Here is a 12,150-nt window from a genome sequence, read left to right as displayed (position 1 = left end):
TGAGTGGTGGTACTCTTATCATATCAGGGAATCTTCTTTTTGACTTCTAGAAGTCTCACATCTATTGTAACGCTACAGAAAAAATTTCTTGGACATGATTTCCAGCATAAATTTTCGGCATTTACATGGTACAATAGTAGAAAAAGGAAAGGTAGAAATGAGATGGACGAGAAAGATCAAAAGTTTAGTGTGACCTGGTTTTTTAGATGGTTTATTAACAATCAGGCGGTGACTTTTTTCCTAGTGACCCTGCTGATTAGTCTGACCATTCTTGTATTTTCTAAGATTAGTTTTTTGTTAAAACCGATAGGTAGTTTTGTGGAGATTATTCTCTTGCCTATGCTGTTGACAGGCTTGCTTTATTATCTCCTAAATCCCATTGTGGATTGGTTGGAGAAGAGGAAGGTTTCCAGAACGATTGGTATTTCCATTGTTTTTGTTCTGATTGGACTGCTTTTAGTTTGGGGCTTGGCAGTAGCAATTCCAAATATCCAGGAACAGGTAGTTTCATTTGTGCAAAATCTGCCTGCAAACATTCAAAAGCTAGAGCTACAGTTGACCTCCTTGTTGCAGGATAAGCGGTTTGAACAATTCCGACCGACGGCCCTTCAGGCGATCAATCAGGTCAATGATCAGATTATTTCCTTTGCTCAGCGATTTTCATCCAGCGCGGTCAACTGGGCTAGTCATTTGATTTCAACGGCATCGCAGATTATTGTGGCGGTCTTGATTATGCCCTTTATCCTCTTCTATCTCCTGCGAGATGGTAAGGGGCTCAATGCTTATATCACCCAATACTTGCCGACCAAGTGGCGGGCGCCCATTGGAACCGTTTTGTCGGATGTCAATAGCCAGCTGTCCAACTATGTGCGCGGTCAGGTGACGGTGGCCATGATTGTGGCTCTCATGTTTTCCATCATGTTCTCCATCATTGGTCTCAGCTATCCTGTAACCCTGGGGATTTTGGCTGGTTTTCTCAATCTAATCCCTTATCTGGGTTCCTTCTTGGCTATGATTCCGGCTGTCATTTTGGGCTTGATTGCAGGTCCCTTCATGCTGGTCAAGGTCTTGATTGTCTTTATGATCGAGCAAACCATTGAAGGTCGATTTGTGACGCCTTTGATCATCGGTTCTTCCTTGAACATCCACCCTATTACCATTCTCTTTGTCCTTTTGACTTCAGGGCAGATGTTTGGGGTGCTGGGCGTTCTTTTGGGAATTCCTATCTATGCCTCTATCAAGGTCTTGGTCAAGGCAGCCTTTGAATGGTACAAGGTTTATAGCGAATTATACGAAGAAGATACAATAGAGAGTTTAGAAGCGAATAATGAACAATAGTGAAAAGATGCTGGCTTGTTTGGACCAGCAGGATTTGGATAAAGCCAATAAATATTTCAAGCGGGCCTTGGTCCGGGACGATGAAGAGACGCTCTTGGCCCTGGCTGCCTACCTGGAGTCCATTGGATTTCTCCCCCAGGCGGCGGAGATTTATGGGAAATTGCAGAGTCAATACCCAGAAGTGGCTATCAATTTGGCTCAGATTGCCTTTGAAGATGGCTTGGTCGAAGAGGCTTTTGGTTATCTGGAGGCCATTTCTGAGCGCCACCCTGCCTACTTAGAGGCACTCTTGGTCAAGGCAGATTTGTACCAGGCAGAGGGCCTATCGGATGTAGCCCGTGAAAAATTGCTGGAGGCTAGTCACCTGTCGGATGAGCCCATTATCACTTTTGGACTAGCTGAGTTGGACATGGAATTGGAAAATTTCAAGGAAGCTGTTTCCCTCTACGCCCAGCTGGACAATCGGGAAATCTACGAATTGACTGGGGTGTCGACCTATCAGCGGATTGGTCTAGCCTATGCTAGTCTGGGCAAGTTCGAGGCGGCTGTCGAATTTCTGGAAAAGGCTGTGGAGCTGGAATATGATGACCAGACGGTTTTTGAGTTGGCAGCTCTGCTATTTGAACAAGAAGAATACCAGAAGGCTAATCTCTACTTTAAGCAGCTAGATACCATCAATCCTGACTTTGAGGGCTATGAGTACGCCTATGGGCAGTCTCTCCATGCGGAACACCAGTTGGAGGCGGCTCTGGCCATGACCCAGCAAGGCCTGGCCAAAAATGACTTTGATGCCAATCTGCTCCTGCAGGCTTCCCAGTATGCCTATGAATTGCATGATGAGGCGGTGGCAGAGGACTTCCTGCTGCGGGCCCGGGAGGTCATTGATGATGAGAATGAAGTGGCCTTGCGCTTGACCAATCTTTATTTGGAGCAGGAGCGCTATGAGGAAGTATTGCTATTCTTGACCGATGACTTGGACAATGTCCTGGCCCGTTGGAATATTGCCAAGGCCAATATGTCTTTGGAAGAAGTGGAGCAGGCTTTGGCTATCTTTGATGACTTGGTTGCAGATTTGGCAGACAATCCAGAATTTTTGGCGGATTATGTGGAGGCTTTACGGCTTATGGGGCGGGCTGAGGATGCGCGTGTCCAGGCTGGTCGGTATTTGAGCCTGGTGCCAGATGATTTGGTCATGCAAGAATTTTTGAATGAAGAGTAGGATATGCAAGTAAATCGATTATTTCAATACAATACCTTAGGGGCTCTCATGGCTGGTCTTTACGGTGGTTCCTTGACGGTCGGTGAGCTCTTGGAACACGGTGATTTGGGGCTGGGGACCTTGGACTCTATCGACGGAGAATTGATTGTTCTAGATGGCAAGGCCTATCAGGCCAAGGGAGCAGGGGATAAGCCGGAAGTGGTGGAGGTTCCTGCTGATATGAAGGTACCCTATGCAGCGGTTATTTTCCACGAAGCTGAGGTCATTTTCAAGCAACGCTTTGAGATGACCAGTGAGGAGCTGCAGGCAAGAATTGAGTCCTATTATGACGGAGAGAATCTTTTCCGTTCGATTAAGATTAAGGGGACCTTTTCTCGCATGCACGTCCGCATGATTCCCAAGTCAGCCTCCAGCGTTCGGTTTGCGGAGGTGGCCAGCCACCAGCCTGAATACACGGCTGAGGATATTTCGGGCACCATTGTAGGTATCTGGACACCGGAAATTTTCCACGGCGTCAGCGTAGCGGGTTACCACCTGCATTTTATCTCAGATGATTTGACCTTTGGCGGCCACGTTATGGACTATGTTATCGCCCAGGGCAATGTGGAAGTGGGGGCAGTCGATCAGCTGGACCAACGCTTCCCAATCCAAGACCGCCAGTACCTCTTTGCGAAATTTAATGCCAAGGAAGTGCGAGAGGATATAGAGAAGGCGGAGTGACGTTTCTAAATGAGAATAAGAAGGAAAGAATTCGACTTACAGGTGGAATTCTTTTTTCGTGCGATAGGTACAGTGGTGTGAGAGGAGCTAGTGATGATTCTCCTAATTTTACACAAACTTTACAAAAGCCCTCTAATAGATTTGATATTGACGGTGTAAGATAGAGTCATAACAAAAAGGAGAATTGATTATGTCTTTAACGAATCGTCTTACAAAATTTGCTGTTCTTGGTTTGGCCAGTGTCGGCCTTCTGACTGCCTGTGGTCAGGCTGCTAAGGACACAGCAGACCAGCCTATTACAGTGGTTTCCCGTGAGGAAGGGTCAGGAACCCGTGGTGCCTTTATTGAGTTGGTGGGAATTGAGTCTAAGGATGCCAATGGCGAAAAGGTGGACAATACAACTAACCAAGCTATTGTAACCAACTCTACAGCGGTTATGTTACAGACAGTAACCGGAGATACCGCGGCTATCGGCTATGCCTCACTTGGTGCGCTTGACGGCAACAGCAAACCATTGGAAATCGATGGTGTCGCTCCAAGTATTGATACTATCAAATCTGGTGAATACAAGATTGCCCGTCCATTTAATATCGTTACAAAGGATTCTATTAGCGAAGCTGCTCAAGACTTCATCAGCTTTATTATGAGTTCTGATGGTCAAGCAGTAGTTGAAAAATCCGGCTATATCCCAGTCGATGCCAAAGCAGCGTACCAGGCTAAGACAAAATCAGGGAAGGTCGTGGTAGCAGGTTCAAGCTCTGTTAACCCAGTTATGGAAAAATTAAAAGAAGCTTATCAAGCAGTCAATCCAGATGTAACTGTGGAAATCCAGCAAAGTGATTCCTCAACAGGTGTGACAAGCGCCATTGAGGGCTCTGCTGATATTGGTATGGCATCGCGTGAATTGAAGGATTCAGAAAGTTCAGCTGGTGTATCAGCTACACCAATTGCCATCGATGGTATTGCAGTAATTGTCAATAAGGAAAATCCATTGTCAGGTTTGACAGTACAAGAAGTGCAGGATATTTACACTGGTAAAGAAGCCGAGTGGTCAACCTACATTTCTAAATAAGGGGAGTCTATGCGTCAGTTCCGAGAAACCGGCATGCAAGCAGTCTTTTTTCTGGCTGCCTGCATTTCCGTTTTATCCGTAGTATTTATTTGTATCTTTCTATTTTCAGCTGGTTTGCCAGCCATCCAAGAAATCGGTTGGGGAAATTTCCTGTTTGGCTTAGATTGGCGACCGTCTAATCAACTTTTCGGTGTCTTGCCGATGATTGTGGGCTCCGTCTACGTGACCTTTGGTGCCCTGGTGCTCGGTGTACCAATTGGTATTCTGACAGCTGTCTTTCTGGCCTTCTTCTGTCCAGAAAAATGGTATCCAATTTTCAAGCGTGCGGTCAGCCTCATGGCGGGAATTCCCTCAGTTGTTTATGGTTTCTTTGGTTTAGTGGTCTTGGTGCCTTTTATCCGTAGCAATGTCGGTGGTCACGGGATGGGGGTTTTGACAGCATCTATTTTGTTGGGAATCATGATTTTGCCGACTATTATCAGTGTCTCTGAGGCAGCCCTACGTGCGGTTCCAGAAACCTATTATCAGGGTGGCTTGGCCCTGGGAGCCTCCCATGAACGGTCTATCTTCTTTATTATCCTACCAGCAGCAAGGCGGGGGATTATGGCCAGTGTTATTCTGGGTCTTGGTCGTGCAATGGGAGAAACCATGGCAGTTATCATGGTGGCTGGTAACCAGGCCCTGATACCAAGTTCCTTGACTTCGGGAGTACGGACGCTGACGACCAACATTGTTATGGAAATGGGTTATTCAACGGATCTCCACCGTGAGGCCCTGATTGGAACTGCAGTTGTGCTCTTTGTCTTTATATTACTCATTAACTTGCTCTTCTATAGCATGAATAAGAAGGAGGCCTAGGATGTCATTAGTAAAACACCAAGCTTCGACTGACCGGACCTCTCTTATCTTGAGGTGGCTGGTATTTCTAGCGGCTGGTCTGGCAGGCCTTGTAACCAGCTTTATCGTTCTCTATATTTTGATCAAGGGCTTGCCCTATCTCAATCTGGAGCTCTTTTCATGGACCTACAATTCAACCAACGTGTCCATGCTACCAGCCCTTCTCAACACTGTTTTGATGGCTCTTCTGGCCCTCTTGATTGCCTTGCCAATCGGGATTGGTGCCTCTATCTACCTAACAGAGTATGCCCAGCCGGACAATCCCCTAGTAACCATTGTTCGCTTGGCAACGGAGACACTATCAGGGATTCCGTCTATCATCTATGGTTTGTTTGGCGCCCTCTTCTTTGTCAAATTCCTTGGCTTGGGCCTGTCAATCATTGCAGGGGCTATGACCCTTAGTATCATGATTCTGCCCTTGATTATGCGGACAACCGAGGAGGCTCTCTTGTCCGTTGAAGATGGCTATCGGGAAGGAAGTTTTGCCCTTGGTGCTGGTAAATTGCGGACCATATTTCAGGTGGTTTTGCCCTCTGCCTTACCGGGAATTTTTTCAGGTGTCGTATTGGCCCTGGGCCGGGTTATCGGTGAGTCAGCAGCCTTGATCTTCACAGCAGGGACAGTAGCAGAAGTGGCGACCAATCTCACCAGCTCAGGTAGGACCCTGGCTGTCCACATGTATTTGATTTCGGGTGAAGGCATTTATGTCAATCAGACCTACGCAACAGCTGTCATTCTCTTGATTCTGGTCATTGTCATGAACCTCTTGTCTGAATGGATTGCAGTAAAATTAGGAAGAAATAGAAATGAGTAAACTAAGTATCCAGGGTCTGGATCTCTTCTACGGGGATTTTCAGGCTTTGAAGAATATCAATTTAGAAATTCCAGGCAATCAGATTACAGCCTTTATCGGGCCTTCTGGTTGCGGGAAATCAACCCTCTTAAAAAGTCTGAACCGTATGAATGATTTGGTCAAGAACTGCCGTTTAACGGGCAAAGTTCTACTGGACCAAGAAGATATTTATGCGGAGATGAAGACGACAGTCCTCCGTAAGAAGGTCGGAATGGTTTTTCAAAAACCAAACCCTTTTCCAATAAGCATTTATGATAATGTGGCCTACGGACCTCGTACCCACGGCATTCATAATAAGCTGGAACTGGATAAGATTGTCGAGCGTTCTCTTCGTCAGGCAGCTATCTGGGATGAGGTCAAGGACCGCCTCAATAAGTCTGCCCTGGGCTTGTCGGGCGGTCAGCAGCAGCGTCTCTGTATTGCCCGTGCCCTGGCTATCGAGCCGGAAGTTCTCTTGATGGACGAGCCGACGTCAGCCCTCGACCCGATTTCAACCGCCAAGATAGAAGAATTGGTGCTGGAATTGAAGAAGGACTATACTATTGTCATGGTCACCCACAATATGCAACAGGCCTTGCGGGTGTCTGACCAGACTGCCTTTTTCCTCTTGGGTGAGGTCGTTGAATTTGACAAGACAAGCAGTCTCTTTAGTATGCCAAAAGATCCACGGACGGAAGACTATATCACAGGGAGGTTTGGTTAATGCGTTCACGTTTTGAAAGCCAATTAGAAGAATTGCAAAAGGACATGGTCTACATGGGTGGTCTCTGTGAGGAGATTATCGCAGGCTCTGCCGACGGTCTCAATGGGCCAGAGCAGTTGAACTACGAAAAAATTCAGCAGACCTACCAGCAGATTGAGGAGCTAGAGCGGGATATCGAAGCCCGTTGCCTCAAATTGCTCCTGCGCCAGCAACCAGTTGCTCGGGACCTGCGCACCATTTCATCCGCCCTTAAAATGGTCTATGACATGAAGCGCATCGGCGCCCAATCCTCTGAAGTGGCGGACCTGATTCGCAACAATCCCATTGACCTGGTGGAAGAGATTCCTTTGGTTAAGAAAATGGCAGAGCAGGTCAGTCAGATGGTGGTGGGTGCCCTGGATGCCTTTATCAAAGAAAGTCACGATTTGGCCAGCCAAGTCGTTGCAAAAGACGATACAGTTGACCAATATTTTGGTACAATAAAAGAAAAACTGGCTACATATATCGGGATCCACTCTGCAAATGGTGACCAGGCCATTGACCTCTTGATGATTGCCAAGTACCTGGAGCGCATCGGTGATCACGCCGTCAATATTGCCAAGTGGGTACAATTTTCTATCACGGGTCAATTAGAAGGGTAAGAAAATGATCTACTGTGTAGAAGATGATGATGCCATTCGTGAATTGATGATCTATAGCCTCAAGACTGCTGGTTTTGAGGCTAAGGGTTTTCCAGAGGCTGCTAGTTTTTGGGAAGGATTGGAGGAAGCAAGTCCTGATTTAGTGGTCTTGGATGTTATGATGCCAGGCCAGGACGGAATTTCCGTCCTCCAGGACCTGCGTAGGCAGACCAGGTGGCTGGCTATACCCGTCATTATGGCAACGGCCAAGGGGACTGAGATTGACAAGGTTCAGAGTTTGGACATGGGGGCTGATGATTACCTGGTCAAGCCCTTTGGTATGATGGAAATGATTTCCCGTATTAAGGCTGTTTTGCGCAGGACTCAAAAGCAGGAGGAGCAAGAGCTTGCCTTTGCCACGATTCGTATCAATCTAGCCAGTCACAAGGTCTATGTCCAAGACAGCAAGGTTGAATTGACCTTGAAAGAATTTGAATTACTGCACCTCTTCATGCGGTTGCCTCAAAAAGTCTTTACCCGTCAGGAACTCTTGGACAAGGTCTGGGGACAAGATTTTATGGGCGAGACGCGGACGGTCGATGTCCATGTGGGAACCCTGCGCCAGAAATTGGGCCAAGCCGGTCACCTGGTCAAAACAGTACGTGGAGTAGGCTATCTCTTGGAGCAAGACCATGACTAAACGGATTTTTCAAGCAGTATTTATGACAGCTATGGGGGTCTTTTTACTGACTATCCTCACTGTCCAGGTCTACCTTTATAATTATTTTAACGGTCAATTGGTCGATCATTTGGTTCAAGAAACCCAGTTGGTGGCAGAGGCGGTTGAAAATGAAGGCATAGACTATCTGCAGCACATTGCTCCTGGAGAATACCGTTTTACTTGGATAGCTCCTGACGGCAGTGTCATCTATGACTCCGAAAATGATGCCTCGCAAATGGACAATCACAGCCAGCGTGAAGAAGTCATTCAGGCTAAAAAAAATGGAATCGGCCAGCGGGTCAGGTATTCTAGTACCCTGTCTGAAACCCTCGTTTACTCGGCACGGCTCTTGCAAGACGGCAGTATCGTCCGTCTTTCAGTTTCCCACAGTACGGTCTTTGATTTGATGCAGCAGATGTTTCCCTGGTTTGCCGTCTTGGGGTTTGTGTCGCTTCTGACTTCCTACGTCCTTGCCAAATACACGGCTCAAAAATTACTCCGGCCCTTGGAAACCATTGACTTAGAGCGACCCTTGAAAAATGATGTTTATAAGGAATTGCATCCCCTGCTCAAGCGACTGGATTTTCACCAGTCTCAATTGGCTGAAAAAGTGAGTCTCCTGCGGCAGAAACAGGATGAATTTGATACTATCATTTCCAAGATGAAGGAGGGGTTAGTCATCTACAATGAGGCGGCTCGTAATCTTTTAGAATTGGAAGAGTCAGCCCTCTCCAGACCCATTGCTATTTTTCAGCGCCAATCGGCCTTGAAGGACTTGCTGACGGAGTTACTGGATGGTCAGAAAACAGAGACCATTGTCGAATTGCAGGACCACCAATACAAGGTCATCGGACGTCCGATTTGGTCGGAGCAGCAGCAATCAGGGGCCGTTCTTCTCTTTTTCGATGTGACCGAGCAGTATTATCTGGAAAAATTGCGGAGGGAGTTTACAGCGACGGTTTCCCACGAATTGCGGACACCGCTCCACATTCTATCTGGCTATTCTGAAATCCTGCAGTCGCGCATTGCCTCGCCAGATGATGTTGTCGTCTTTGCCGAGAAGATTCACCAGGAATCCCAGCGCATGATTCAACTGGTAGAGGATATTCTCCAATTGGCACAGTTGGATGAAGGTAGACATATCCGAATGGAGGATGTGCAATTGACTGACCTGGTCCAGCAGGTTTTGGCTGGTCTGGAAGACAAGGCGGTGCAGAAGAATATCGCTTTGAGCTTTACGGGTCCCCAGATTTCCTATCATGGAAATCCTGTCCTGCTCCAGTCTATTATTTTTAATCTGTGTGACAATGCCATTAAATACAATACCGAGCATGGACAGGTCCATGTTAGTCTCAGTCAGACAGATGAGGCCATTAGCCTGGTCGTAGAAGATACTGGTCTGGGCATCTCACCGATAGATCAGGAACGCATGTTTGAGCGCTTTTATCGGGCCGACAAGAGCCGTTCCAAACAAGTGGGGGGGACAGGCCTCGGTCTCTCCATTGTCAAACACGCCCTTCAAGTCCACGGCGCTACCATCCACGTCCAAAGCCAGTTAGGTCAGGGAACTGTGATGAAGGTGAAGTTTCCGAAATAAAATAAAACCTGTATTCACAGCTCAACATCTTTAGCTAAGGCTAGTTTTCTGCCACTCAGCGTTCGTTTTTCTCGAAATACAGTCAGTATTGCATCAAAAAACAGCTTGATTTGTAAAAACTATCTCTTTTCTAAATATACTTTGCTTGTGAACACAGGTTTTAAAAAGCATGAAAATCATCAGATTTTCATGCTTTTTATTTTCTCTTCTGTCGGTGTCACGCGCAGGGTCTTCTGACCGCGGTATGTCACAAAACCAGGCTTACCACCTGTCGGCTTATGCAGTTTCTTGGCTTCAATCATATCGACTTGGACCAAGTTAGAATGTCTAGCCTTGGAGAAGTAGGCAGCCAACTCCGCCGCATCGGTCTTGACCTCGTCGCTTGGGTCCAAGTTATCTGTGATAACCACATGACTGCCTGGAATGTCTTTGGCATGGAACCAGAGTTCGCCTTTTTTGGCCATTTTGAAGGTCAACTCATCATTTTGCAAGTTATTTTTCCCAACCAGAATGATAGTCTTCCCGTCCGTCGCAAGGTAGCGTTCAGGTTTCTGACGCTTATGGATTTTCTCACGGTGGCGACGTTTGAGGTAGCCTGTTTCAATCAATTCCTCACGGATTTCATCGATTTCTGCCAGACTAGCCTGTCCCAGCATGGTGTCAACGGATTCCAGATAGGCAATGGTCGCCTTGGTCTCCTCAATCAAGTTGGTCAGGTGCTTGACCGCCTCCTTGAGTTTCTGGTACTTCTTGAAGTACCGCTGGGCATTCTGGCTAGGAGTCAAAGCCACGTCCAACTCAATCTCCAGTTCCTCGCCCGTATAGTAGTTGTCTAAGGTCACACTAGCCTGGTCATTTGGCACTTGATGCAGATAGGTGGTCAAGAGCTCACCCTTTTGCCGCACCAACTCCGCACCTTCTGTATCCGCCAATTCCTGCTCCTGTTTGACCAACTTTTTGCGATTTTTCTCCAACTCACTGGCCACCCGCTTGATCAGCTCATTGGCCTGCTGGGCCACCCGGTCCCGCTCCGCCTTGTCCTGATAGTAGAAGTCCAGCAGACTGCTCAGGCTTTCAAAGTGTGGCTGGTTTTCAGGGCTATTGGCAAATGGCAGAGCAGCATAGGACTTGTCCGTTAGGGTAGGCTGTGTAGCTTGGTCAAAAAAGGCATGGAAGTTCTTGAGGCGGTCTGTCTGCAAATGTTTGGCCAGTTCAGAAGCTGTATCCCGACCCAAACCTTGAAAGGTCTGTTGGAGATTTTTCGGACTCAGTTCCTGAGTCGATAAGATTTCAAACAATTTCTCGTCAGACACTGTATAAGGATTGAGAGAATGCGTCTCCGGTGGAAGAATGTAGGTGGAACCTGGCAAGATGGTTCGGTAGGAATTTTGCGAGAAACCAACGTGCTTGATAGCCTCAATAATTTTCTGTTCAGACTTGTCTACCAAGATGATATTGCTGTGCTTGCCCATGATTTCCACCATCAAGGTAGCTTGGATATGGTCGCCAATCTCGTCCTTGTTGGACACCGAAAATTCTAAAATGCGGTCATTGTCCAACTGACGAATCTCCTCGATAATGGCACCCTGCAAGTATTTTCGCAGAATCATGGTAAAGGTATTAGGCACTTTTGGATTGGTAAAGTCCGACTGGGTCAGCTGAACTCGTCCGAAAACCGAATGGGCAGACAGGAGCAGCTTATGGCTCTGACGGTTGCTGCGGATGTTGAGGACAATCTCCTGTTCAAAGGGCTGGTTGATTTTCTGAATCCGCCCACCTTCTAAGTTAGCCCTTAACTCAGCCGTCATGTGATGTAAAAAAAATCCGTCAAAAGACATGGTAGACCTCTTTCTCTTCCTAGAATCTAGCTTTTTCTAGTATAGCATATTTTGGGGGCTGACAACATGTTAAGGAATTTTCAGAAAATTTGTTCAAAATCCTTGACAAATCCTCCAAGACCATCTATAATCGTATTTAATCAGAAGAAGTAGTAGGACAGAAGTCTTTAGGGAGCCTGTGGTTGGTGGAAACGGGCGGCGGAGTCTTATGAAATGGGCTGATGAGATTGTTTGGCATAAATACTTTGCGTAGACTGTTTTGGCTGAGCACGAGGCAGGTCGACGCAGCTTATACTGGCGGTATAGCAAGGAGAGCTAACAAAGTACTCAGTCAAAACAGTCACGTAAATGAACTTAAAACAATGATAGTTCGGTTGGCACACCTTACAGTGCAACTCCTTGTTTGAGGAGATGAGATATGGGAGGATTCTAGACATTCCCATAAGTGAGGTGGCACCGTGTCATTGACGCCCTCGCATACGATTTTAGTATGCGTGGGCTTTTTCTATACAAAGGAGATTACATTATGATGAAACGATGGCGTAGCTTACAGATCTTGAATTGACGAAATA

Annotated in this window: 11 protein-coding genes; 10 read left to right on the top strand and 1 reads right to left on the bottom strand. The window is 46.9% G+C overall.

The window, feature by feature from the left end:
* Nucleotides 1-162 precede the first annotated feature (162 nt).
* The 10 genes from ACHBIF_RS01340 to ACHBIF_RS01295 all read left to right on the top strand — a co-directional run bounded on the left by ACHBIF_RS01340 (nt 163) and on the right by ACHBIF_RS01295 (nt 9,740).
* Nucleotides 163-1,338 (top strand): AI-2E family transporter, encoded by a 1,176-nt coding sequence (locus tag ACHBIF_RS01340; protein ID WP_105110947.1) that lies wholly within the window; start codon nt 163-165, stop codon nt 1,336-1,338.
* A complete protein-coding gene (locus ACHBIF_RS01335) occupies nt 1,328-2,557 on the top strand; it encodes a hypothetical protein (protein ID WP_394718117.1) in 1,230 nt (409 codons plus the stop codon). The genes ACHBIF_RS01340 and ACHBIF_RS01335 overlap by 11 nt, the downstream gene beginning before the upstream one ends.
* A 3-nt stretch (nt 2,558-2,560) precedes the next feature.
* The gene (gene budA, locus ACHBIF_RS01330; RefSeq protein ID WP_105110945.1) at nt 2,561-3,277 is read left to right on the top strand and encodes an acetolactate decarboxylase; all 717 of its coding nucleotides are present in this window, start codon (nt 2,561-2,563) and stop codon (nt 3,275-3,277) included.
* A gap of 190 nt (nt 3,278-3,467) precedes the next feature.
* Nucleotides 3,468-4,349, top strand: a complete 882-nt coding sequence (locus ACHBIF_RS01325; protein ID WP_105110944.1) for an extracellular solute-binding protein — start codon at nt 3,468-3,470, stop codon at nt 4,347-4,349.
* 9 nt (nt 4,350-4,358) lie between these two features.
* On the top strand, nt 4,359-5,207 hold the full coding sequence (gene pstC / locus ACHBIF_RS01320) for a phosphate ABC transporter permease subunit PstC (protein ID WP_105161098.1): 849 nt from the start codon (nt 4,359-4,361) through the stop codon (nt 5,205-5,207).
* A gap of 1 nt (nt 5,208) precedes the next feature.
* Nucleotides 5,209-6,060, top strand: a complete 852-nt coding sequence (pstA, locus tag ACHBIF_RS01315) for a phosphate ABC transporter permease PstA (RefSeq protein WP_394718114.1) — start codon at nt 5,209-5,211, stop codon at nt 6,058-6,060.
* On the top strand, nt 6,053-6,802 hold the full coding sequence (gene pstB / locus ACHBIF_RS01310) for a phosphate ABC transporter ATP-binding protein PstB (RefSeq protein WP_394718112.1): 750 nt from the start codon (nt 6,053-6,055) through the stop codon (nt 6,800-6,802). Before pstA ends, pstB begins: the two co-directional genes overlap by 8 nt.
* Complete coding sequence (phoU, locus tag ACHBIF_RS01305) at nt 6,802-7,443, top strand: phosphate signaling complex protein PhoU (RefSeq protein WP_172062104.1); 642 nt, start codon at nt 6,802-6,804, stop codon at nt 7,441-7,443. Before pstB ends, phoU begins: the two co-directional genes overlap by 1 nt.
* Nucleotides 7,444-7,447: 4 nt before the next feature.
* Nucleotides 7,448-8,122, top strand: coding sequence for a winged helix-turn-helix domain-containing protein (locus ACHBIF_RS01300; protein WP_172062107.1), 675 nt, complete (start codon nt 7,448-7,450; stop codon nt 8,120-8,122).
* Entirely contained in the window at nt 8,115-9,740 is a 1,626-nt protein-coding gene (locus ACHBIF_RS01295) for an ATP-binding protein (protein WP_394718110.1), read from the top strand. Before ACHBIF_RS01300 ends, ACHBIF_RS01295 begins: the two co-directional genes overlap by 8 nt.
* Before the next feature lie 179 nt (nt 9,741-9,919).
* Here ACHBIF_RS01295 and ACHBIF_RS01290 read toward each other — a convergent pair whose 3' ends face one another.
* Nucleotides 9,920-11,578 carry an NFACT family protein gene (locus ACHBIF_RS01290; RefSeq protein ID WP_394718108.1) on the bottom strand — a complete coding sequence of 553 codons (1,659 nt, stop codon included), beginning with the start codon at nt 11,576-11,578 and terminating at the stop codon, nt 9,920-9,922.
* Nucleotides 11,579-12,150 lie beyond the last annotated feature (572 nt).

The sequence above is a fragment of the Streptococcus sp. A11 genome (assembly GCF_043674225.1).
Lineage (GTDB): Bacteria > Bacillota > Bacilli > Lactobacillales > Streptococcaceae > Streptococcus > Streptococcus suis_V.
This window is presented reverse-complemented; position numbering and strand designations above follow the sequence as displayed.

Excerpts from the sequence above, each read along its gene's own strand:
- ACHBIF_RS01295 (WP_394718110.1), top strand. The coding sequence starts at position 8,115 with ATGACTAAACGGATTTTTCAAGCAGTATTTATGACAGCTATGGGGGTC.
- budA (WP_105110945.1), top strand. The coding sequence starts at position 2,561 with ATGCAAGTAAATCGATTATTTCAATACAATACCTTAGGGGCTCTCATG.
- ACHBIF_RS01340 (WP_105110947.1), top strand. The coding sequence starts at position 163 with ATGGACGAGAAAGATCAAAAGTTTAGTGTGACCTGGTTTTTTAGATGG.
- ACHBIF_RS01325 (WP_105110944.1), top strand. The coding sequence starts at position 3,468 with ATGTCTTTAACGAATCGTCTTACAAAATTTGCTGTTCTTGGTTTGGCC.
- ACHBIF_RS01335 (WP_394718117.1), top strand. The coding sequence starts at position 1,328 with ATGAACAATAGTGAAAAGATGCTGGCTTGTTTGGACCAGCAGGATTTG.
- ACHBIF_RS01290 (WP_394718108.1), bottom strand. The coding sequence starts at position 11,578 with ATGTCTTTTGACGGATTTTTTTTACATCACATGACGGCTGAGTTAAGG.
- pstA (WP_394718114.1), top strand. The coding sequence starts at position 5,209 with ATGTCATTAGTAAAACACCAAGCTTCGACTGACCGGACCTCTCTTATC.
- pstC (WP_105161098.1), top strand. The coding sequence starts at position 4,359 with ATGCGTCAGTTCCGAGAAACCGGCATGCAAGCAGTCTTTTTTCTGGCT.
- pstB (WP_394718112.1), top strand. The coding sequence starts at position 6,053 with ATGAGTAAACTAAGTATCCAGGGTCTGGATCTCTTCTACGGGGATTTT.
- phoU (WP_172062104.1), top strand. The coding sequence starts at position 6,802 with ATGCGTTCACGTTTTGAAAGCCAATTAGAAGAATTGCAAAAGGACATG.
- ACHBIF_RS01300 (WP_172062107.1), top strand. The coding sequence starts at position 7,448 with ATGATCTACTGTGTAGAAGATGATGATGCCATTCGTGAATTGATGATC.